The organism is Mesorhizobium sp. HAY1-8B (assembly GCF_056868045.1).
In genome coordinates this window covers 3,068,296-3,089,759 of record NZ_CP200321.1, presented here as the reverse complement: position 1 = coordinate 3,089,759, position 21,464 = coordinate 3,068,296, and the positions used below count along the sequence as shown (strand labels likewise).

The following is a 21,464-nucleotide window of genomic DNA, read 5'->3' as shown; positions in this document are numbered from 1 at the left end:
CTCAACTTGCCTGCACTGAAGCCATAGCGCGCCAGACTGGCCGCAATGCCTGGTGCGCCAACATGTAGGATGGGATCATTTTGTCGTAGATCGCGGCGAGGTTCCGGTCGCTCGGCTCGGCTTCGCCAAGCAGCGGTGTCACCCATTCGCCGACGCATTCGTCCATGGACGGGTAGAGACCGACACAGACAGCGGCGATCATCGCCGCGCCAGCCGCTCCCGCCTCTTCACGCGCGCTGGTGCGGATATCGGCACCCACCGCCGCACCCAGGATCTTGCGCAGTGCCGGGCTCCTGGCCGCACCGCCTGTCAGGCGGACTTCGCGCGGCAGCGGCCCCATGGCCGCGTAGCAATCGCGCGCCGCAAAGGCCAACCCTTCGAAGACGGCGCGGACGAGGTCGGCATAGCCGTGCCGCGAGGAAATGCCGACGAAGCCCGCCCGCGCATTGGCATCGACGAACGGCCCTCGCTCACCCGCCTCCGACACATAGGGCTGATAGAGCAGCGAGGCGGGCTGCGAGGCCGCTATCCAGGCATCGACCAGCGCGATCATCTCGCCATTGCTGCGCGAGATGCCTTGGGAGGCGAGGATGCCGGAGGCAAGGCCAAGCACCCAGTCGATGTTGAGCGTCGCCGCCATGTTCGACTGCATCTGCGCGAACACGCCGGGCGCCGGCATCGCCATGGTGTAACCGGTCGCTGCTTCGTTGAGCTGCACATCGTCGGGGGTCTCGGCCAGCCGCATATGCATGCCGGTGGAGCCGATGATCGAGCAGCCGGGCTTGCGCTCGCGGTCGAGCAAGCCTGCGCCGAGCGCGGTGCAGACGACATCGACATAGCCGAGCACCACCGGCGTACCGGCCAGCATGCCGGTGGCGTCGGCCGCCGCCCGCGACAGCCCGGTGCCGTGCCTGGTGCCGTCGACGATCGGCGGCAGCAGATGCCTGAGATCGGCGACGCCGAGCACGTCGAGCACATCGTCGCAGTAGTCGCGGGTGTGGAAATCGCCGAAGGTGAAGGTTCCCTCGGAAGGATCGGTGGCGCGTTCGCCGGTCAGCTTGAAATAGAGCCAGTCCTTGCAGTGGAACGCGGTCGCCGCCTTGCCGAGCATTTCGGGCATGGTGCGCTTCATGAAGACGAACTGCGAGCCTTGCTGGCAGGCGGCAAGCCCGCTGCCGGTCTTTTCGAAGCGAAGCCGATCCTCGGGCCGCGCGCGGATCTCCTCGACAATGGCCGCGGCGCGCGCGTCGAGCCAGAGCCAGCCCTTGGCCACCGGCTCGCCCTTGGCGTCGATCAGCCAGGTGCCATCGCCTTGCCCGGTCACCGCGATCGCCACCGTCCGGCTGGCGAGATTGGGCACCTTGTCGGCGAGTTGGCGCAATGTCGTGGCGGCATCGCTCCATGTGCGCGCCAGATCCTGTTCGGCGCCGCCGCCCGGCAGTGTCTCATAGTGGTTGGGCAGTGATGCGGCGGCAATCTGCCGGCCCGCCGTGTCGAAAGCGATGGATTTGATGACGGAGGTACCGGCATCGATGCCGATCAGTATGTCGCGCATCACGCAAGCTCCATGCCGTGCGAAATCGCCTTGCCGCTGGCCTGATCGAAGACATGCAGGTTTTTCGGATCGATGCTGACATTGATCGGCGCACCAAGATCCAGGCGGGTGCGGTCATGCTCGACCAGCACCAGCGAGCCGCCGGCGAAGTCGGCCGCTATGTGCGTCTGGTCGCCGAGCCATTGGTTGGCCGAAACCCTGGCGGGAACACCTTCCTTCGAGCGCCGGACCGCATAGGGCCTGATGCCGATGACGACCCGCTCGCGGCTGAGCAATTGATCGCGCACCGGCGCGCTGAAGGCGTCCTTGTCGTAGTCGAGCGACAGGCCGTCGGGCAGCCTGAGATTGATGCGACCGGCGGCTGTCGCGACATAGGCCTCGAAGACGTTCATCGGCGGCTCGCCGACGAATGTGCCGGTGAACAGGTTCGCCGGGCGCTCCTTGATCCGGTCCGGCGTGTCGAACTGCTGCAGCACGCCGCCTTCCATCACCGCGATGCGGTCGGCAAGCGCATTGGCCTCGGTCTGGTCGTGGGTGACCAGGATCGCGGTCAGGCCGCGCTCCTTGATGAAATGCTTGATGCGACCGCGCAGCACGGCGCGCAACTGCGGTTCGAGCTGCCCCATCGGCTCGTCCAGGAGATGCAGATCGGCCTCGCGGATCAATGCGCGGCCGAGGCTGGCGCGCTGCTGCTGACCGCCGGAGATCGAGCTCGGATAGCGCTCCAGTATGTCCTCGATCTCGAGCAGCTTGGCGATGCTGGCGACCTTGGCGTCGACCTCGCTCTTCGGCAGCCGCGCCGCCTTGAGCGCGAAAGCCATGTTCTCGCGCACGGTTAGCGGTGGATAGAGCGAGTAGCCCTCAAACGCCATCGCCACATTGCGCTTGACCGGCGCCAGAGTGTGCACCTGACGGCCGCCAACCGAGATCGCGCCGCGCGATACCTCCTCGAAACCGGCGATCATGCGCAGCGTCGACGTCTTGCCGCAGCCGGACGAACCGAGCAGCGCCACGATCTCGCCCTTGGCGATTTCCATGGTCAGGTTCTTGACGGCGTGGACGCCCCGGTCGATCGGGCCATAGAATTTGTCGACGCTGGTTATGGTGAGCGCGCTCTGGCTCATGCCGCTTCTCCATTGCGCAAAGCGACAACGTTCTTCGAACCGATGCGCTCGCCGCTGGCGTGATCGAACAGCAAGGCGCTCTTGCCGTCGACGGCGATATGGGCCTTGCCCTCGCTGCGCCCCGGCGTTCCGGCCGGGCGCGAAACCAGGATCTCGCGGCCGCGCACGGTGCGCACCAGCGTGACGATCTTTTCGTTGAGCGGCGTCTCGGCCTCGACCGTCACGGGAATGGCGCCGGGGATGCCCTCCTCGACGAAGCTCAACGCTTCCGGCCGCAGGCCGATCACACAGTCGCGGCCGACCGCCGTGTCATAGGCGCCTGCCAGATGGACCTGGACATTGGACAGGCCGACATAAATCCCCCTGGTATCCCGCGCGGGCTTGACGTCGAGCAGGTTGATGGTCGGGTCGCCGAACAGCCGCGCGATCTCGATATTGGCCGGCTCGCGATAGATCTGCTCGGGGGTGCCGAGCTGCCTGATGACGCCTTGCGACATCACCGCGATCCGGTCGCCGAGCGCCATGGCTTCCTTGTAGTCCTGGGTCACGTAGACGACGGTGGCGCCGCGGTCGGCGAGCAGGCGTGGCAGTTCCAGCCGCATCTCGAAGCGCAGCTTGGCGTCGACATTGCGCAAGGGATCGTCAAGCAGGAGAAGCGGCGGCGAGCCGACCAAAGCACGGGCAAGGGCCGTGCGCTGCTTCTGGCCGTTGGAGAGCGCGCGCGGCTTGTGGGAGAGCACATGGGCGATCTTCAACAGCTTGGCGACGCTCTCGACGCCGGCCTTGATCGCGCTTGGCGACGACCGCTTGGCCTCCAGGGGCGTCGCGATGTTGTCGAATGCGCTCATATGCGGAAACAGCGCGAAATTCTGGAACGCCATGCCGACGCCACGAAATTCCGCGTCGACATCGGTCATGTCGCCGCCGCCGATGAAGATCTTGCCTTCATCGGGATCGATGACGCCGGCAACCAGCCGCAGCAGCACCGTCTTGCCGGCTCCGGATGGACCGAACAGCACGAGGGTCTCGCCGTCGGCGACGGTCAACGACAGATTGTCGAGGACGGTCTGGCTCTTGTAGCGCTTGACGATGTTTCTGAGTTCGAGGCTTGCCATGTCTATCCTTTCACCGCGCCGAGCGAGAGGCCTTCGACCAGATAGCGCTGAGCATAGAGGGCGAGCGCCAGCGTCGGCGTGATCGAGAGCACGATGGCCGCCGAGATCTGGCCGTACTGGATGCCCGAGGAGGTGATGAAGGCAAGCGCGCCGACCGTCACCGGCTGCTTGTCGGCCGAGGCCAGCACCAGCGCGAAGACGAAATTGTTCCAGGCGAAGATGAAGGCGAGCAGGCCGGCGGCGGCGATGCCGGGGCCGGCGAGCGGCAGCGCGATCTTGCGGAAGGTGGCGAACCAGGAATGGCCGCCGATGCGGTAGGCATATTCGATGTCGGCCGGGATATCCTCGAAATAGCCGCGCACGATCCACAGGATCAGCGGCAGGCAGATCAGCTGGTAGACCCAGATCAGCCCGATATAGGTGTTGGCGAGCCCGAGCTTCTGGAAATAGAGGGTAAGCGGCAACAGCACCAAGAGCGCCGGCGCGAATTTGAACGACAGCAGCGTAAAGGCGATGTCCTCCGAGCCGCGGAACTTGTGGCGCGCGAAGGCGTAGGCCGCCGGCACGCCGAGCAGCAGCGAGACCGCCACCGAGGTCACCGACAGGAACACCGAATTCCAGAGGTTGCGCATGAAGGCAATGTCGAGCGTGCCTGCGGCGGTCATCAGCTTGCCGGTGATCAGCGCCGTGTAATTGGCGAGCGTCGGCTCGAAGATCAGCTGCGGCGGAATGCGCAAGATGGTCTCGTTGGTCTGGAACGACATCATGAATATCCAGACGATCGGAAACATGAAGAAGATCACGACCAGCGTCAGCGCTATGCCACGCAGGATGCGTTCGAGAAGCGAGGTATGTTCCATCCCGGCCTCCTATGCCTGGCCGCGGGCGCGCTCGCGCAGCCGCAGCCAATTCTTGATGAAGATGTTGGAGAGCAAGTAGGTGATCGCCCACAGGATGATCATCAGCGCCGCCGAGCGGCCGACATTGGTCGACTGGAAGAAGTTGAGATAGGCCTCGACCTGGAAGACGGTCAGCGTGTCGCCCGGGCCGCCTTGGGTCATTGCATAGATGATGTCGAACTGCTGGATGGAATCGAGCAGGCGAAACAAAGTCGCCGTCAGGATGTAGGGGGTCAGCATCGGCAGCGTGATGCGGAAGAATACGAAGCTCCTCGGCACGCCATCCAGCGCCGCCGCCTCGAAGGGCTGCGTCGGCAGGCTGCGCAAGCCGGCGAGCAGCAGGATCATGATGAAGGGTGTGTAGACCCAGATGTCGACGAGGACGACCGTGAACAGCGCCGTCGACGGCGACGATGCCCAGCGGAAATCCTGCAGCCCGATCAGACTGGCGAGATAGCTCAAGACGCCGAAGCCGGGATTGGTCATCAGCTTCCACATCAGCGCGGCAAGGGCGGGCGCCGTCATCAGCGGCATCAGGAGCATGATCGAGATGAAGTTGTTCAGCGTCGACCGCTTCTGCAGCAGCAAGGCGATGGCAAGGCCGAGAAGAAGCTCCAGCACGACGGTGGTGCCGGCATAGAGTAGCGAGACCTTGAGCGTGTTCCAGAACTTCGGATCGGTGAAGAAGGAGATGTAGTTGTCGCCCCAATTGAACTGCCGCGCCCAGGGCTGGCTCAGCCGATAGCGCTGGAACGAATAGACGACCGAGGTCAGGAACGGGATCAGGATGCCGATACAGACAAGCAAAGCCGGCAGGCTGAGCACATAGGGCAGCACCCGCTTGCTGATCCTGAAGCCGGATGGCCCGGCCCTTTGGGTTGTTACGGCGGTCATCCGCTGCTCCGTGATCCCTGTTGCTTCGCCCTGCCGGCCGCCCGAGGGAGCCGGACGGCCGGTGGGCGAGTTGGCGGCAACCTCGCGGTGCCGCATCGCAGTCCTGAAATGGTGGGCAGGACTGGCCTGCCGGAGCAGGCCAGTCTCCGGGTCCGGCTAGCCGAGACCGGCTTCCTTGAGCTGGCCGTTGATGCTTTCGGCGAGCTTGTCGAGGCCCTCGTCGACCGGCACTTCCTTGGCCACCATCTTCTGCAGCGTCGCCGCCCATTCGGTGGTGAGGTCGAAGAACAGCGGCTGCGCCGTGAACTTGATCGAGGCACCGGCCGCCGAGGCGTCGAACATCTCGACGTAACCCGGATAGCTCTTGTTCAGCTTCTCGCGGAACATTTCGTCCTTCCAGACCGACTGGCGGACCGGATCGACGAAATCCATCTTGGTGGCGCCGAACAGCCCGTGCTCGGGACCCGAGGCCCATTGCAGGAAGTACCAGGTCGCGTCCTTGTCCTTCGAGAAGTTGGACATCGCCAGCGACCAGATCCAGATGTTGGGCGTCGAGGCCTTGGCCTCAGGGTTGGCGGTGAAGGCGGCGTAGGCAAGCTTGCCGGCCATCTTGTTGTCGCCGCCATTCATGAAGTAGCCGAGGCAGTCGGCGTCGAAGATCATCGCCGAGGCACCGGCGCCAAGGTCGGTGCCGACCTGATACCAGGTGTAGGTCGACCAGTCCTTCGGGCCGCTCTCCTGGATCATCTGCACCCATTTGGCGTGGAAGGCCTTCGAGCCGGCCGTGTTCATCGCCGCCGCGAGCTTGCCGTCGGCGGAAACAGTCAGGTCCTTCTCGTTGAAGTTGGCATAGGCCGACAGGAAGCCCGGATGGATCGTCGCCCATGAGCGCGAACCGCGCACACCGATGCCGTAGACGCCGCCGCCAATGTCCTTCTGCAGCTTGGCCGCGGTGGTGATCATCTCGTCGATATTACCGGGAATACCGACGCCGGCCTTGTCGAACATGCCCTTGTTGTAGGTGATGTTGTTCTGCTCGAACGCCCACGGAATGCACCACTGCTTGGCGTCTTCCGAACCCAGCGCCCCACCCGGCTTGCCGTTCCAGGCGCAGGATGACTTCACGCCCGGCAGGATGTCGTCCCAGGCATAGTTCGGGTTGGTCTTGGCCGGATCCTTGATCCATTCGTTGAGGTCGGTGATCCAGCCGGCAGGGCCATAGGTCCAGGTCATGTAGGCGCCGGTCATGAAGGCATCGTATTCGGGCGAACTGGCCGAAAGTGCTGCCGTGACCTTGTCGAAATAGACGTCTTCCGGGAACACGTCATAGACGACGTTCATGCCGGTCAGCTTCTTGAAGTTCTCGAGGTCGGCAATCATCGCATCGGCATAGGGATGCTTGTTGAGCAGGAGCTTGATGGTCTTGCCCTTATGCGCCTGCCAGTCGAAATCGGCGGCGAGTGCGCGGGTCTGCCCCAGATTGAGCAGCGTGCCGGCCGTGCCGGCGGCGAGGCCCATCGCACCCAGGCCCTTGATCAGTCCGCGACGGTCGACCTGTCCACGCAGGAAGGCGTCAATGAGGTCTTTCTCTTTCTCATGCATTTCGTCTTCTCCTCCACAGGGTAGTTTCAACCAAACTGATGCCGGCTACCCGACCGGCGTCTCCTCCACGAGAGATCGCGCCGTCCGCTCGTCCGATATCAGGCCCTTGAGATAGCGGCCTTCCAGCACGGACTTGATGGCGCGAACCTTGATCTTTCCGCCGGCGACGGCGACGATCCGGCGGCTGGCGATGTCCTCCCGCGTCAGCGCCAGCGCCCGGTTGGAAACGGTGGTCGCCACCGCCTTGCCGGCTTCATCGAAGAAATGACCGAGTAATTCGCCGACGCCGCCGTTGCGGCGGATCTCCTCCATCTCGCCCTTTTCGATCATGCCGGTGGCAACCAGCGATGCCTCGCGCTCGGCGGTGCCGATGCCGGCGAACAAGAGGTCGGCGGACCGCGCGAGATCGAAGACCTCGCTGATGCCCTTCTGCCCGAGCAGAACGGTCCGGTCCTCGGCGGTATTGGCGAACATCGGCACCGGCATCACATAGGCTTCGGCGCCGGTGCGTTCGGCGAGCCGATGAATGACATCATGCGGATTGGCCGAGAATTTGCGCGTCAGGCCGCCAAGCAACGAGACGAAGCGGATCTTGTCGGTCGAGGTGCGCGGCAGATACTCCACGCAGGCGGCCAGCGTGCGGCCGTGGCCGACACCGATCAGTGCTTCTTCGCCGCGCTCGATCTCGCGCTTGAGGAACTGCGCGCCGGCAATGCCGAGCGCCTTGAGCGGCAGATCCTCGGAATCGAAGTCCGGAACCACCTCGCAATAATCGAGGCCGTAGCGGCGGGACAGTTCGTCCTCGAGCTCGACGCATTCGGAGACTTCGCCGTCGATATAGACCTTCACCAGCCCTTCCTGGTTGGCCTTGGTGATGAGGCGATGGGCCTTGAGGCTGGTCAGCCCCAGCCGCTTGGCGACCTCCGACTGGGTCAGACCACCGGCATAGTGAAGCCACGCGGCGCGTGTCGCCATGCTGGTTTCGTCGTCGCGCAGGAGACCGTTGCCGAACCCTACCATTTCCACCCTTTGATATTTTTATCAGTTGCTGCAAAATTTTTCACACGACTCGATCAGAGTCAAGCGCAGCCTTCCGCCGTCATGCACGGAGGTTCAAAACGGCTCCTGGCCGTCCAGGGGTACGGAGAGGGCGCGAGTACGCCGCGCCTGCGTTCCTTCGCAGGCCGCCTGCCCGGTGGCCGGTCAATTCGAAGGAAAAAGGTCTACTGCAAGATCCTTGCGGCGGACGGCATGGAATGGTCGTGCGCGACACCGGCATCGGCATCGGCGAGCGCCCTGTCGAGGCCGGTCGCCACCACCGAAACCCTGAAGCGGCCTTCCATGCTCTTGTCGAAGATGGCGCCGACGATGATGTCGGCGTCCTCATAGACCTCCTCGCGGATACGGGTGGCGGCCTCGTCGACCTCGAACAGGGTCATGTCCCGGCCGCCCGATATCGACACCAGAACGCCCTTAGCGCCCTTCATCGATACTTCGTCGAGCAGCGGGTTGGCGATCGCGGCTTCCGCCGCCTTCATCGCCCGGCTTTCGCCTGATGCCTCGCCGGTTCCCATCATGGCGCGGCCCATGCCGCGCATCACCGATTTGACGTCGGCGAAGTCGAGATTGATCAGGCCTTCCTTGACGATCAGGTCGGTGATGCAGCTGACGCCGGAATAAAGCACCCGGTCGGCGAAGACGAAAGCATCGGCGAAGGTGGTCTTGGCATCGGCGATGCGGAACAGATTCTGGTTCGGGATGACGATCACCGTGTCGGCGGCTTCGCGCAGCCGCTCGATGCCCTCTTCGGCCATCTGCATGCGGCGCCTGCCCTCGAAGGTAAAGGGCTTGGTGACGACGCCCACGGTCAATATGCCGGCCTTGCGCGCCGCTTGCGCAATGATCGGCGCGGCGCCGGTGCCGGTGCCGCCGCCCATGCCGGCGGTGACGAAACACATATGCGTGCCGGCCAGATGGTCCATGATCTCGTCGAGCGATTCCTCGGCCGCGGCACGGCCGATCTCGGGCAGCGATCCCGCGCCCAGCCCTTCCGTGACGTGCGCGCCAAGCTGGATCAGCCGCGTCGCCTTCGACATGGTCAGCGCCTGGGCATCGGTGTTGGCGGCTATGAATTCGGTTCCCTGAAGCTGTTCCGCGATCATGTTGTTGATGGCGTTGCCACCGCCGCCACCGACGCCGATAACGGTGATCTTGGGTCTCATCTCGGAGATTTCCGGCTTCTTGAACTCGGCCATGCCTGCTTCTCCCTCGCCAATTGCGCGCTTCACGACCCACCCGTGGATTGCCTGCAAGACATTGCAATCGAGCGGCATGACGCGAATCAGTCCGTTCGGATGGGTGCCCCAAAAAGCCAGAGAGCGGCCGGACGTGCAAGTGCGCGGAAGCTCAAGATTTGTGATGAAGGGGCCGACCTCGTGCGACCAGCGGTCCGATCCCGGGCGATTGACCGTGATCCGGCCTTCTTCAGGACGCCTTCCGCTCTGGAACCTGGCTGGTGGCTCGCTCCAGGATCGGCATCATCAGCGCGAACAGCTCCGCCTGCGATGACAGGCTGCATTTGTTGTAGAGCTGCTTGCGGAAAACCTTCACCGTCTGCGGGCTGACACCGAGGTTCAAACCGATCGATGGCGAGGAGTGTCCCTGCAAAATAAGGAGCGCCACTTCTGCCTGGCGCTTGCTCAACAGCACATTGTGATGCGTCCGCATCGCCGCGATCAGGCTGTCGGTGATCGACATCGGGCGCGGAGCGACCGCGGGCGGGGCTTCGGACGCAACCCAATGCGCGCGCAGCAGCGACATGATCGCCGGCTCGTGCGCGCGCAGGCAGTCCTCGGCCTTGGCCGCGAAGGCCTGGCCGGAAGAACCGTCCTTGCCCATCGAGATGGTGATGGTGGCATTCTCCCCGATCGGCAGCACGACCGATATTTCGTCGGTGATGCCGATCCGCCCGTAATACCACTTGAAATAGCGGCTGCGGCGAAACTGGTCAGGCGCCACGTCGAGAAGACGATAGAGCCCCGGCGCGCCACGCCTCAGGTGAAAATGATAGATCGGATCAAGCAGATAGGCGGCCGGCAGATATTGTTCGGCGAGATAGCGAAACACATCGGGGCCATAGATCTTCTTGTAGAGCACGTTGGGCACGGCGGTGCCCGAGAAAACGATGACGATGACATTGTCGTAGCTGAGGCAGCGCCGCAGATACTCGGTAACAGCCGGATAGAACTCGCGTTTGCCGATCGCATCGATGGCCAGCGCGAGGCCTTCAAAGATGGACTTTGTCACCAATCATACCCCGATGGGGGTATATACCCCCAAGAAACGATACCCGTAGTGTAAAACAAAAAAAACAGGGGTACGAGAGAATTGTCCAGTTTGCCATTCAAGAGAGCACACAGGCCGGGATCGCGGCGCGGATTTTTGCCGCGATGAGACGCCCCGTCGATCATGGCGCCATGGCCGTTTCGGGCTACACGGTTCCCTGGCACATAGCGGCCGGAGCGCCGGTCGCGCTTCATCTCTCCTCGTCTCAGCCAGTGCGCGACGTGCGGATCGTGCGGCTCGATACGCCCACGGCCGAGTTCATGAACTGGCGTGTCGAACCGACAGGGAATGCCGCATCGCATCGCGACTTCGACCATGGGTCCTTCCTGAAGATCGCGGCAACGGAAATGGCCAAGGCCACTGAGATCAGCGGCGTCGCCTTCGAAGTGTATTTGACTCGAAATGACGGCCCCCGCGTGCTCTTCGAATGCGGAAATCTGCGCCTTGGGTTGCAGGACGGACGTCTGACATCAAGCCATGACGGCAAGCCGCAGGAAATCGGCGAGACCTTGCCGGCAAATACGTGGCTGACGGTCGAGATTTCGTCCGATGGCAACGGGACGATCCTGAAGATCGGCTCGGACGACCTCTTGTCGCCATATCGCCTGCATCGTCAATTCGATCGGACTTGGTCTCCCACCGGCGACATGGTCTTCGGCGCCAGTGCGGCGAACGATGTCAAAACGCTGAATGCCAAGTTCTCGGCGATCGCGCTGCAGACCGCGACCGGACACATCGCCTGGACGTTCCCCACCTTGCTGCCGAGCGGCCCGATCGTCTCCGCCGGCGGAGACAGCGTCCTCTTGCTGGAAACCATCAACCAGCCGGCGTTCTGCATGACCTCGCGGCGCTGGGATGGATCAAGTTTCGACCCCCGGCTGGTGCCGTCGCATTACGACGCGGTGCATTGCCATGACGACGACATGGGCGCGTTGCAGTGGCCGGCCTCATACCATCTGCATGTTCCGGACGAGGTGCCTGCGGGCGTCTATGCCTTCGAGGTCGGCCATGACGAAGGAGCGGAGCGCATCGTCTTCTTCATCACCTCGTCCGTGCGCCGTGCGCCGCTGCTGTTCCTGGTGCCGACGGCCACCTATCTTGCCTATGCGGATGAATTCCTGCCGGCGCATCTTTATGAATGGATGTGCGAGGATCTTGGCCATCGCTTCGCGATCGACAACAATCTGAAGTCGCTCTACGACTATCACAGCGACCTCAGCGGCGTGTCGATCGCTTCCTACAAAAAGCCGAAGGCAACCCTGCGCGACGACTACAATTACCCGCTATGCGGCTGCCCGCACAATCTGCCGGTCGACCTGCATTTTCTGCGCTTCTGCCACAATAACGGCATCGCCTTCGATCTCATCACCGATCGCGACCTGCATGAGCGGGGCCTTGCCGGCTTGCTTGATTATCAAGCGGTCATCACCGGCAGCCACCCCGAATACATGTCGGTCGAGATGGAACATGCGCTGCGCCAGTTCGCCGCGACAGGCGGCGGCATCGCCTATCTCGGCGGCAATGGTTTTGCCGGCAAGGTGGCATTTCAGAACGATCTGATGGAACTGCGCCGTTCGCCGCTCGAAGCCGGCCGCACCTGGGATGGCCCGATCGCCGAACAGTCGCTGTCGATCACCAACCAGCCCGGCGGCCATCTTCGCGCCAGCGGGCGTGGCGAATTCTCGCTGACCGGTGTCGCCATCTCGCTGATGGGTTTCGATGGTGCGCGGCCGTTCACGCGCACGCCGCAGAGCCATGACGCTTCAGCCGCATGGCTGTTCAAAGGGGTCGCCAACGAGACCTTCGGCGACGAGGGCATCGTGCTTGGCGGTGCGGCCGGCTACGAGGTCGATGCCACCGATCCGCATCTTGGCACCTCCCCCGATACGACGGTCATCGCGCGCGCAACCGGCTTCCCGGACAGCTTCGTCCATGATGCGACGCGCTGGTACGAGGGCGGCGCGGAGGAGCGCGCATCGCGACGCTGCGCGGAGATGACGCTGCGCCATCTGCCTTCGGGCGGTCTGATCTTTTGCGCGAGTTCGGTCGCCTGGTGCGGCGCGTTGCCGACCGGCGATGCCATGAACGACGTCGGCAGGATCACGAAGAATTTGCTGACGCATCTGGCGGCGGCAAAGAGCCGGACGAACCCGGACCGACAGCAACAGAGCGGGGGCCAACCCGCCGCCCGATCGGGTTCGACGGCATAGCGACAGTTCAACATCACACTTTGGGAACAAGGACCAGGATCATGGGATTGAGAAAACACTTCATCGGGGCGGCCGCCCTGTTGGCACTCGCCACCGCAATGCCGTTCGCGACACAAACGGCAAAGGCACAGGACCTCCCGGTCGAACCGGGCGTGTTCAAGCTCGCAATATCGCCCTGGCTCGGCTACGGCATGTGGTACATCGCCCAGGAAAAGGGCTTCTTCAAAGCCAACGGGCTGGAAGGCGTCGAGCTGACCAATTTCGTCGAAGACAAGGATATGGGCGCGGCGGTTGCCGCCGGACAGGTCGACGGCGACAATGAGTCCATCCAGCAGTTGCTGGCCAAGGTGCAGGCCGGCATTCCGATCAAGGGCGTGCTGCTGCTCGATGCCAGCACAAAGGCCGATGCCATCCTGGTCAACAGCGAGATCAAGACCGTGGCCGATCTCAAGGGCAAGCAGGTTGCCTTCGAGCGCGGCTCGACCAGCGATCTGCTGCTGAACTACGTGCTGCAGAAGAACGGCATGACCATCGACGACGTCAACGTCCTGCCTATGCCAGCCGCCAGCGCCGGTACGGCTATCATTTCCGGCACCGTGCCGGCGGCGGTGACCTATGAACCGTATATTTCGGCCGCTATCGGCGCCGACAAGAACATCAAGGTGCTGGCCGAGGCCGGCGAGGCGCCGGGCTTGATCAGCGACGTGCTCTCCGTGCCGGAGGAGACGCTGAAGAAGAAGCCGGGCCAGGTGCAGGCCATGCTGAAGAGCTGGGACCAGGCACTCGAATATTACCGCGCCCACACCGAGGAAGGCCGCGCGATCATCGCCAAGGGCGTCGGCGCCGAGCCGGCGGACCTCGCGACGGCCTTCGACGGCGTGTCCTATTATTCGGTCAGCGAAAGCCAGAAGGCGCTGAACGGCGTGTTCAAGTCCGACACCTATCCCGGCATCGTCAAGGCGGCGATCGCCGCCAAGCTGATCGACAAGGATATCGCCTACGACGCCGCCATCGACCCGACCGTGGCACATTCCAAGTAGTCGCCTACGAACCGGGAGGCAGGCCATCGCGGCTCTGCCTCCCCCATCGCAATGGCGGGAAGAAATTCAGACATGACCAGCACCGCCGTTCAAGTGGCCTTGACGTTCGATTTCGATGCCTATTCGACATGGATCGGCAGCCATCGGGCGACGTCGCCGAGCATGCTCTCGCGCGGCGAGTTCGATCCGATCGGCGCGCGCCGCATCCTCAACGTGCTGGACCGGGCCGGCATCCCGGCAACCTTCTTCGTGCCTGGCCATTCGGCGCTTGCCTTCCCGCCGGTGGTGCGCGCCTTCCGCGATGGCGGCCACGAGATCGGCCATCATGGCTGGGTCCATGAGAACCCCGTGCTGCTGACGCGCGAGGAAGAGCGCACCGTCCTGCTGAGAGGCCTGGAAGCACTGGACAAGGTCGCCGGCGTCAGGCCCTCCGGCTACCGGTCGCCGGCCTGGGACAACAGCCCGTCCACCGTCGAACTGCTGCTCGAATTCGGTTTCGAATACGAGAGTTCGATGATGGGCAACGACCACGAACCGTACTGGTGCCGGATCGGTGACGCGTGGTCGACCACGGAGGAATTCCGCTTCGGCCTGCCGGTCGAGCTCGTCGAGATGCCTGTCGCCTGGCATCTCGACGATTTTCCGCAATTCGAATTCCTGGCGACCGACAAGGGCTATCTGCCTGGCGGCCGCGCGCCGTCGACGGCGCTTGAGATCTGGAAGGCCGAGTTCGACTTCCTCTACCAGCGGATCGGCAGCGGCGTGATGGTGGTAACCATGCACCCGCAGATCATGGGACGTGGCCACAGGCTGCTGATGTTGGAAGAATTCATCCGCCATGTCGCCTCGCATGAGCGCGCCGGCTTCACGACTTGCCAGGACTACGTTCGCCATTGGCGCAAGGGGCGTTCGCCTTCCTTGCCCGTGGATGCCGGCGACAACAGGTTGGTCAGATGAAAACGGCAATCGTGACAGGGGCCGCCGGCGGGATCGGCGCGGCGATCGCGACGCTGTTCGCCTCATCAGGCGCGACCGTGATCGCGCTAGACCGGTCGTTCACCGGTGTAAGCGAACAGGCCACCGGTGCCGGCCAGATCCTGTCGGCCTCCTTCGATGTCGCTGATGAAGCCGATTGGACTGCCATTTCCGACATGGTTTCCGAGCGGTTCGGTCATCTCGATGCGCTGATCAACAATGCCGCCATCTTCAATCCGGTGCCGTTCCTGGAAGAAAGCGTTGCCGGTTTCCAGGCCGTTACCGATGTCAATCAGCTTGGCACGTTCCTCGGCATGCGCGCCGCCGCGGCGCTGATGCCGACGCAGGGCGGTTCCATCGTCAATGTCTGCTCGACGGGCGGGTTGAGGGGGTTCAGCGGTGCCTTCTCCTATTCGACCTCGAAATGGGCGATCCGCGGCATGACCAAGGTCGCGGCGCGCGAACTGGCCGGCCGCAACATCCGCGTCAACGCGGTGCATCCGGGCCTTGTCGATACGCCGATGCTTGGCGAGAACACCGCCGAAAACCTGACCAAGATGGCCGCCTCGGTGCCGCTCAACCGGCTGGCGAGGCCAGAGGAAATCGCGCATCTCGTCGCGTTCCTGGCGTCGCCCGGCAGCGAGTACATCACCGGCTCCGAATTCACGATCGACGGCGGGCAGACGATCTAGAGCATGATCCCGAAAGACGGGGACCAAGACGTAGATCAGGCCGGAAAGGACTGGCAATGGAAAGGCGATTTCAGGGAAAGACCGCCGTGGTGACCGGCGCCGGCAACGGCATCGGCCTCGCCACGGCCAGGCGCCTGCAGGCCGAAGGCGCCGAGGTGCTTTCGGTCGACTGGAACGCTGACTACCTGGCGGACTGCGTGGAACCGAAACTGACGATCGATCTCGCCGGGGACGATGCCCCGGCGCGGATCGTCGCAACCGCCAAGGCGCGGTTCGGTACCGTCGACATGCTGATCAACAATGCCGGCGTCGCCGGGCCGAAGGCGCTTGCCGACAGCAGCGACGCATTGATCGACCATGTCATGGGCATCAACGTGCGCGCCGCGATGCGGCTGACACGCGACATGCTTCCCCATCTGACGAAACCCGGCGGCTGCATCGTCAATGTCTGTTCGGTGTTCGGCGAGATCGGATTTCCAAACACCGCGCCTTATGCCGCGTCCAAGGGCGCACTGTCGCAACTGACGCGCCAGCTGTCCGCCGATCTGTCGGCCGACGGGATCCGCGTCAACGCCGTGGCGCCCGGCGTCATCAACACGCCGATCGTCGCCGAGCGAATCGCTTCGGACGCCTGGTACCGGCGCGCCATGATAGAAACCACGCCGATCCGGCGCGTCGGCACGGCCGAGGATGTCGCCGGTGGCATCCTGTTCCTGTGCGGCCCGGACGCCCAGTTCATCACCGGTCATATCCTGAACATCGACGGCGGCTGGCTGGCCGCGCGCGTCGCCCCGTGAGGGGTGTTTCGACAGCACGAAGGAAATAGAATGTCACCTGTAGCAATCCACGACCTGGCCAACATGTCCTGCGAGGCGCGCACACGCCTGCTCGAGCGGACCGAGGCCGATCTCACCGACACGATCCGCAAGGTCGAGCCGATCATCGCCGCCGTGCGGACCAGGGGTGACGATGCCCTGATCGAGCTTGCCGCCCAGTTTGACGGCGTGACGCTGGACCGCGCGGCGTTGAAGGTGTCCGCGAGCCAGATCGCCGGCGCCGAGAAGGAACTCGATCCCGAGATCGTCGCGGCGATCCGGCTCTCGGTGGCGCAGGTGAGGCGCTTCCATGAGGCGCAAATGCCCGACAATCTCTGGCTGAGCGAGGAAACCGAAGGCGCGCTGATCGGCGACCGCTGGACGTCGATCGATTCCGTCGCCTGCTACGTGCCGCGAGGCAAGGGTTTCTTCCCGTCGAGCGCGATCATGACCGCCGTGCCGGCCAAGGTGGCGGGCGTGCCAAGGGTGGTCATCGTGACCCCGCCGGGGCCGGACGGTTCGGCCGACGCCGCCACGCGCTTCATCGCGTTCTTGATCGGCATCGAGGACATCTATCTCTGCGGCGGCGCGCAGGCGGTGGCGGCGGTTGCCTACGGCACCGAGACCGTGCCGAAATGCGCAAAGATCGTCGGCCCCGGCAGTCCATGGGTCAGCGCGGCACGCCAGCTTCTGTCGAACCGGATCGATCCGGGCAGCCCGGCCGGTCCGAGCGAGTTGCTGGTCTATGCCGACAGTTCGGTTCCGGCGGCACTTGCCGCATTGGAGCTGACGGTTGAATCGGAGCATGGCCCCGACTCATCCGCCTTTGTCGTGACGACCGATCGTTCCCTGGCGGAGGCCATCGCCGCCGCAGTGCCGCAGTTCTGGGAGGCAATGGGAGAGTACCGCGCCGATTTTTCCCGCACCGTGCTGAACGGCAGGAATGGCGGCATCGTGCTGGCGCCTTCGATCGAAGCGGCTTTCGACTTCATCAACGACTACGCGGCCGAGCATCTGGCCGTGCTGTCGACCTCGGCCTTCGAGTTGCTGCCAAGAATCCGAAACGCGGGCGAGATCCTGCTCGGTCCGCATTCGGCAATTCCGATCGCAAACTTCGTGCTTGGACCGAGCCACGTCCTGCCGACGGGCGGGCGCGCCAACACCGCCTCGCCGCTGTCCGTCTTCGATTTCATGAAGCGCTCCTCGATCGCCTATTTGTCCCAGGCGGCCTATCAAAGGCTGGCGCCGGCCGCGCGCACCTTTGCCCAATATGAAGGCTTCATGGCGCATGCGAATTCGGTTTCGGAAATCCGCGACCGCATCCTGTCGAACAGCAGCCCTTTCACCGGCCCGTGAGATGACGATGACCCTACAGACCGACACAGCCGTCCCGAAGCAGACCATGCAACGCCCCCAGCGCAAACCGTTGCTGAGCATGGCGGCGGAGATTTCCGGCTCGACCTATCTCTTCATCGCCGTCTGCGCCTTCCTGCTCTTCATCGCGGCGTGGTTCCTGGCGACCGGGCTTGGCGTGGCGAAACCGATCTTCCTGCCCTCGCCCGTCGCCGTCGTTGCCAAGCTTGGAAAGCTGGCCGCCGATGGAACACTGGCCAGCGATGTCGGCAACAGCGTCTACCGCATCATGATCGGCTTCCTCATTGCCTCGGTGATGGCGCTGGCGACGGCCATCCTGATAGGCGCCTATCGCTTCTGGGAGGCGGCGATCGAACCGTTCCTCGACTTTGTCCGCTACATGCCGGTCGTGGCGTTCGTGCCGCTGACCATCCTGTGGAGCGGCACCGGCGACATCCAGAAGTTCCTGATCATCTGGATCGGCACCTATTTCCAGCAGGCGCTGATGTTCAAGGATAACATCAAGCGCGTTCCCACAGACTTCATCGGCTTCGGGCGGACACTGGGAATGAGCGATCTGCGTGTGCTGATGCGCATTGTCGTGCCATCGGCGATGCCGCAGATCTGGGACACGCTGCGCATTTCGCTGGGCTGGGCATGGACCTGGGTGACGCTGGCCGAACTGGTCGCCGCCAATTCGGGGCTCGGCTACCGGATCACGGTTGCCCAGCGCTACCTGCAAACCGACATGGCGATCGGATACATTCTGGTGCTCGGCATACTGGGCCTTGCGACGGACCAGATCATGCGCTTCCTCGGTCGGCATTTCTTCACATATGAGAGGAAGTCCTGACATGCAGGCGCATCCCAAGCTGAAGATCTCGCATCTGCAAAAGTCGTTCACGAACGGACGTTCGACGATCAAGGTGCTTGACGACATCAACCTCGAAGTCGGCGACAACGAGTTCGTTTCGCTGGTCGGCGCGTCGGGCTGCGGCAAGAGCACGCTGCTGTCGATCATCGCCGGCCTGCAGGACTATGAACAAGGCGAGATGCTGGTCGACGGCAGCCCGATCAACGGGCCGGGCCGCGACCGTGGCGTCGTCTTCCAGTCCTACACCTTGCTGCCATGGCTGACGGCACTGCAGAATGTCGAGTTCGCGCTGCGCGAGACCGGGCATGATGCCAAGGACATCCCCGAGGTGGCGCGCCAGCATCTCGACCTGGTGAAGCTTTCGCGCTTTGCCGACAGCTTTCCGAGCCAGCTGTCCGGCGGCATGAAGCAAAGGGTCGCCATTGCGCGCGCCCTCTCCTACCGGCCGAAGATGCTTCTGATGGACGAGCCTTTCGGCGCGCTCGACGCGCTCACCCGTGGCCAGATGCAGGAACTGCTGATGCAGATCTGGCAGGAACATCGCCTGACCGTGATCTTCGTCACCCACGATGTCGAGGAGGCCGTCTATCTGTCCGATCGCATCTTCGTCATGGGCCTCAACCCTGGTCGCATCAAGGAGTGCATCACTGTGCCTTCCGTCAGGCCACGGCCGACCGGCATTCAGCATGACCGCGACGTCCTCGAACTTCAGGCGCAAGTGCTGAAATCCATTCGCGAAGAGACCCGTCGCGCCGAGTTCGATTGAGCGTCAAGCCAGGAGCGGCCCATCGCTTCACCCAGAGCGGCGCCGCGAATTCCGGCGCCTGACGAAATGGACTAGGGTCGAACCCACCGGCAAAATTCGAGGTCTCTTTCCATGACGGCAGTCGCGCCCTTTCCGCTCGTCGATGTGAGCGGAACACCAACCGATCGCGGCAAGGCCCATGGCGAGCAGGCGCGTGGCCGCATCCATGCATCGGTCGCGCTCTATGCCGGGCAGCTCGAGCGGTTCGGCTTCGGCCAAGACGATGTCGAGCGCTTCGGCGACATGTTCCTGCCTCGCCTTCGGCAATGGGCGCCTGACCTCGTCGAAGAGATGGAAGGGATCGCCGCTGGTGCCAATCTCGGCTTGTCCTCGATCGTGCTGGTCAACGCCCGCACCGAAATCCTGCAGCTGGCCAAGCGCGAAAAGGGTATCTCCGACGACGAGCCGGACGGCTGCACGGGCGCCGTGATCCTGCCGGAAGCGGCGAAGGCTGGCCGCTTGATCCACGGCCAGAACTGGGACTGGCGTGCCGAATGCGCCGAGACCTCGATCGTGCTTCGCGTGCGGCGCGACGACGGCCCGGATCTCCTCACCTTCACCGAGGCCGGCGGGCTCGCCCGCAGCGGTTTCAACGCGGCCGGCATCGGCATCACCGCGAACTATCTGGAATCCGATCGCGACTACCGCGACATCGGCATTCCCCTGCCCTTCATCCGGCGCCGCGCGCTGGAGGCCAGGCATTTCGCCCATGCCATCAGGGTGGTGGCGACGACACCGAAGTCCTGTTCCAACAACATGATGCTGAGCACCGCCGAGGGTTTTGCCGTCGACATCGAATGTGCGCCGGACGAAGCTTTCCCGATCTATCCCGAGAACGACCTGATCGTGCATGCCAATCACTGGCAAAGCCCGATCGCGCTGTCGAAGCTGCGCGAGACAGGGCTCAGCGACGTGCCCGACAGTCTCTACCGTGACTATCGCGTGCGCCGGCATCTCACCGCGCGGCACGGCGATATCACCGCCGATGATCTCAAGGAGGCGCTCATCGACGATTTCGGCGCGCCGTTCAGCGTCTGCCGCCCGGCGATCCGCGAGGGCGGCGGCAACCTTTCGGCGACGGTGGCGATGATCATCTTCGAGCCGGCGAGCGGCATCATGGAGATCGCACCGCTACCGGCCGACAACCGCACCTTCGCACGTTATGAACTGGCGATGGACGAGGCGGTTCTCGAGAAAGCGAGAAAGGCCGCAGCCGCGCGCTAAAAGGACGGCATTCGCACGGGGGAGCGGAAGCGCTACCCGCCCCGACTGCCTTGCGACACGGCTTGCGGCGCCGCGATCGAAGCGTCTATCATACGGTGATAAATCACTCGCCTCGGCGTCCCATCGTGCTCTGCCCAGACGGGATTGTCTGCGGTTATAGTCGTCAGGGGTAGATTTCAGAACGAATGAAGTAGTGCCCCGCCAATGGCCGACAGAACACAATTCGGGTTGAGCGCGGTCGACACCGTACCCCTGCATGAGAAGGTCTATCTGGAGCTTGTGCGGGCCCTGATGTCCGGTCAGTTCACGCCCGGGCAAAAGCTGACCTCGCGCAAGCTCGCCAAGGAACTCGGGACCAGCGACATGCCGGTGCGCAGCGCCTTCATGCGGCTGCAGGCGCTGCGGGCGCTGAGCCCGATGCCGAACGGCAGCGTCGAGGTGCCGGTGATCTCCGCCGACCGGTTCTCGCAGTTGACCGCCGTGCGCACAATCCTCGAAGGCTCGGCGACGGAGCTCGCGACAAAGCTCATCAACGGCAACAATCTGAGGACGATCCGCCGCCATTGCACGGAATTGACCCTGGCGGCGCGCAAGGGCGATATCGACGACTATCTCAGGAAGAACTACGCCTTCAAATTCTCGATCTATCGTCATTGCGGCAACGAGCAGCTGATCTTCCTGGTCGAGACCGTGTGGATGCAGGTCGGCCCCTTTCTCAGGAATCTCGCCATGGGGTTCGAGGACGATCTCTCCTTGATCCTCGATATCGACTATCACGAGGAAGTGGTCGCGGCGATCGAGGCCCAGGACGCGATACGCGCCCGCGCGGCCATCATGCGCGACATCGACGAAGGCGCCGCGCACATCCTGCGGCAGGCCAGATTTCCGGACGCCAGAACCTAGGATTGCCGGCAATAGCCGCTCGGCGCAAAGGCCGATCAT

Annotated in this window: 19 protein-coding genes; 10 read left to right on the top strand and 9 right to left on the bottom strand. The window is 63.7% G+C overall.

Annotated features, from left to right (window positions below; all coding sequences use genetic code 11):
* Position 1 precedes the first annotated feature (1 nt).
* The 9 genes from AC1VON_RS14460 to AC1VON_RS14420 all read right to left on the bottom strand — a co-directional run bounded on the left by AC1VON_RS14460 (position 2) and on the right by AC1VON_RS14420 (position 10,495).
* Positions 2-1,555, bottom strand: a complete 1,554-nt coding sequence (locus AC1VON_RS14460; protein ID WP_483123794.1) for an FGGY family carbohydrate kinase — start codon at positions 1,553-1,555, stop codon at positions 2-4.
* Positions 1,555-2,679, bottom strand: coding sequence for an ABC transporter ATP-binding protein (locus AC1VON_RS14455; protein WP_172351522.1), 1,125 nt, complete (start codon positions 2,677-2,679; stop codon positions 1,555-1,557). Before AC1VON_RS14455 ends, AC1VON_RS14460 begins: the two co-directional genes overlap by 1 nt.
* A complete protein-coding gene (locus tag AC1VON_RS14450) occupies positions 2,676-3,794 on the bottom strand; it encodes an ABC transporter ATP-binding protein (RefSeq protein WP_483123792.1) in 1,119 nt (372 codons plus the stop codon). The genes AC1VON_RS14455 and AC1VON_RS14450 overlap by 4 nt, the downstream gene beginning before the upstream one ends.
* A 2-nt stretch (positions 3,795-3,796) precedes the next feature.
* Positions 3,797-4,654 (bottom strand): carbohydrate ABC transporter permease, encoded by an 858-nt coding sequence (locus AC1VON_RS14445; RefSeq protein ID WP_115143716.1) that lies wholly within the window; start codon positions 4,652-4,654, stop codon positions 3,797-3,799.
* A gap of 9 nt (positions 4,655-4,663) precedes the next feature.
* On the bottom strand, positions 4,664-5,587 hold the full coding sequence (locus tag AC1VON_RS14440) for a carbohydrate ABC transporter permease (RefSeq protein WP_140769198.1): 924 nt from the start codon (positions 5,585-5,587) through the stop codon (positions 4,664-4,666).
* 156 nt (positions 5,588-5,743) lie between these two features.
* Complete coding sequence (locus AC1VON_RS14435; protein ID WP_172351525.1) at positions 5,744-7,189, bottom strand: ABC transporter substrate-binding protein; 1,446 nt, start codon at positions 7,187-7,189, stop codon at positions 5,744-5,746.
* A gap of 45 nt (positions 7,190-7,234) precedes the next feature.
* Entirely contained in the window at positions 7,235-8,209 is a 975-nt protein-coding gene (locus AC1VON_RS14430; RefSeq protein WP_172351526.1) for a sugar-binding transcriptional regulator, read from the bottom strand.
* Positions 8,210-8,412: 203 nt separating this feature from the next.
* Positions 8,413-9,444 (bottom strand): cell division protein FtsZ, encoded by a 1,032-nt coding sequence (gene ftsZ / locus AC1VON_RS14425; protein WP_172351527.1) that lies wholly within the window; start codon positions 9,442-9,444, stop codon positions 8,413-8,415.
* A gap of 229 nt (positions 9,445-9,673) precedes the next feature.
* Positions 9,674-10,495, bottom strand: a complete 822-nt coding sequence (locus AC1VON_RS14420) for a LuxR C-terminal-related transcriptional regulator (RefSeq protein WP_244735191.1) — start codon at positions 10,493-10,495, stop codon at positions 9,674-9,676.
* A gap of 143 nt (positions 10,496-10,638) precedes the next feature.
* Between AC1VON_RS14420 and AC1VON_RS14415 the strand changes: the two genes are divergently transcribed.
* From AC1VON_RS14415 to AC1VON_RS14370, 10 genes are all read left to right on the top strand, one after another.
* Positions 10,639-12,744 (top strand): N,N-dimethylformamidase beta subunit family domain-containing protein, encoded by a 2,106-nt coding sequence (locus AC1VON_RS14415; RefSeq protein ID WP_483123778.1) that lies wholly within the window; start codon positions 10,639-10,641, stop codon positions 12,742-12,744.
* Between the two features lie 41 nt (positions 12,745-12,785).
* Entirely contained in the window at positions 12,786-13,784 is a 999-nt protein-coding gene (locus tag AC1VON_RS14410) for an ABC transporter substrate-binding protein (RefSeq protein ID WP_483123776.1), read from the top strand.
* 72 nt (positions 13,785-13,856) lie between these two features.
* On the top strand, positions 13,857-14,741 hold the full coding sequence (locus AC1VON_RS14405; RefSeq protein ID WP_172351530.1) for a polysaccharide deacetylase family protein: 885 nt from the start codon (positions 13,857-13,859) through the stop codon (positions 14,739-14,741).
* Complete coding sequence (locus tag AC1VON_RS14400) at positions 14,738-15,451, top strand: SDR family NAD(P)-dependent oxidoreductase (protein WP_483123772.1); 714 nt, start codon at positions 14,738-14,740, stop codon at positions 15,449-15,451. The genes AC1VON_RS14405 and AC1VON_RS14400 overlap by 4 nt, the downstream gene beginning before the upstream one ends.
* Before the next feature lie 56 nt (positions 15,452-15,507).
* Positions 15,508-16,248 carry an SDR family NAD(P)-dependent oxidoreductase gene (locus AC1VON_RS14395; RefSeq protein WP_483123768.1) on the top strand — a complete coding sequence of 247 codons (741 nt, stop codon included), beginning with the start codon at positions 15,508-15,510 and terminating at the stop codon, positions 16,246-16,248.
* Positions 16,249-16,278: 30 nt separating this feature from the next.
* On the top strand, positions 16,279-17,622 hold the full coding sequence (gene hisD / locus AC1VON_RS14390; RefSeq protein WP_172351532.1) for a histidinol dehydrogenase: 1,344 nt from the start codon (positions 16,279-16,281) through the stop codon (positions 17,620-17,622).
* A gap of 46 nt (positions 17,623-17,668) precedes the next feature.
* Positions 17,669-18,472 carry an ABC transporter permease gene (locus AC1VON_RS14385; RefSeq protein WP_483126333.1) on the top strand — a complete coding sequence of 268 codons (804 nt, stop codon included), beginning with the start codon at positions 17,669-17,671 and terminating at the stop codon, positions 18,470-18,472.
* Between the two features lies 1 nt (position 18,473).
* Positions 18,474-19,259, top strand: coding sequence for an ABC transporter ATP-binding protein (locus AC1VON_RS14380; RefSeq protein WP_244735192.1), 786 nt, complete (start codon positions 18,474-18,476; stop codon positions 19,257-19,259).
* Between the two features lie 111 nt (positions 19,260-19,370).
* A complete protein-coding gene (locus tag AC1VON_RS14375) occupies positions 19,371-20,522 on the top strand; it encodes a C45 family autoproteolytic acyltransferase/hydrolase (protein WP_483123761.1) in 1,152 nt (383 codons plus the stop codon).
* A gap of 204 nt (positions 20,523-20,726) precedes the next feature.
* Positions 20,727-21,425, top strand: a complete 699-nt coding sequence (locus AC1VON_RS14370; protein ID WP_172351534.1) for a GntR family transcriptional regulator — start codon at positions 20,727-20,729, stop codon at positions 21,423-21,425.
* The last annotated feature ends 39 nt before the right edge of the window (positions 21,426-21,464 follow it).

Excerpts from the sequence above, each read along its gene's own strand:
- AC1VON_RS14460 (WP_483123794.1), bottom strand. The coding sequence starts at position 1,555 with ATGCGCGACATACTGATCGGCATCGATGCCGGTACCTCCGTCATCAAA.
- AC1VON_RS14455 (WP_172351522.1), bottom strand. The coding sequence starts at position 2,679 with ATGAGCCAGAGCGCGCTCACCATAACCAGCGTCGACAAATTCTATGGC.
- AC1VON_RS14450 (WP_483123792.1), bottom strand. The coding sequence starts at position 3,794 with ATGGCAAGCCTCGAACTCAGAAACATCGTCAAGCGCTACAAGAGCCAG.
- AC1VON_RS14445 (WP_115143716.1), bottom strand. The coding sequence starts at position 4,654 with ATGGAACATACCTCGCTTCTCGAACGCATCCTGCGTGGCATAGCGCTG.
- AC1VON_RS14440 (WP_140769198.1), bottom strand. The coding sequence starts at position 5,587 with ATGACCGCCGTAACAACCCAAAGGGCCGGGCCATCCGGCTTCAGGATC.
- AC1VON_RS14435 (WP_172351525.1), bottom strand. The coding sequence starts at position 7,189 with ATGCATGAGAAAGAGAAAGACCTCATTGACGCCTTCCTGCGTGGACAG.
- AC1VON_RS14430 (WP_172351526.1), bottom strand. The coding sequence starts at position 8,209 with ATGGTAGGGTTCGGCAACGGTCTCCTGCGCGACGACGAAACCAGCATG.
- ftsZ (WP_172351527.1), bottom strand. The coding sequence starts at position 9,444 with ATGGCCGAGTTCAAGAAGCCGGAAATCTCCGAGATGAGACCCAAGATC.
- AC1VON_RS14415 (WP_483123778.1), top strand. The coding sequence starts at position 10,639 with ATGAGACGCCCCGTCGATCATGGCGCCATGGCCGTTTCGGGCTACACG.
- AC1VON_RS14410 (WP_483123776.1), top strand. The coding sequence starts at position 12,786 with ATGGGATTGAGAAAACACTTCATCGGGGCGGCCGCCCTGTTGGCACTC.
- AC1VON_RS14405 (WP_172351530.1), top strand. The coding sequence starts at position 13,857 with ATGACCAGCACCGCCGTTCAAGTGGCCTTGACGTTCGATTTCGATGCC.
- AC1VON_RS14400 (WP_483123772.1), top strand. The coding sequence starts at position 14,738 with ATGAAAACGGCAATCGTGACAGGGGCCGCCGGCGGGATCGGCGCGGCG.
- AC1VON_RS14395 (WP_483123768.1), top strand. The coding sequence starts at position 15,508 with ATGGAAAGGCGATTTCAGGGAAAGACCGCCGTGGTGACCGGCGCCGGC.
- hisD (WP_172351532.1), top strand. The coding sequence starts at position 16,279 with ATGTCACCTGTAGCAATCCACGACCTGGCCAACATGTCCTGCGAGGCG.
- AC1VON_RS14385 (WP_483126333.1), top strand. The coding sequence starts at position 17,669 with ATGCAACGCCCCCAGCGCAAACCGTTGCTGAGCATGGCGGCGGAGATT.
- AC1VON_RS14380 (WP_244735192.1), top strand. The coding sequence starts at position 18,474 with ATGCAGGCGCATCCCAAGCTGAAGATCTCGCATCTGCAAAAGTCGTTC.
- AC1VON_RS14375 (WP_483123761.1), top strand. The coding sequence starts at position 19,371 with ATGACGGCAGTCGCGCCCTTTCCGCTCGTCGATGTGAGCGGAACACCA.
- AC1VON_RS14370 (WP_172351534.1), top strand. The coding sequence starts at position 20,727 with ATGGCCGACAGAACACAATTCGGGTTGAGCGCGGTCGACACCGTACCC.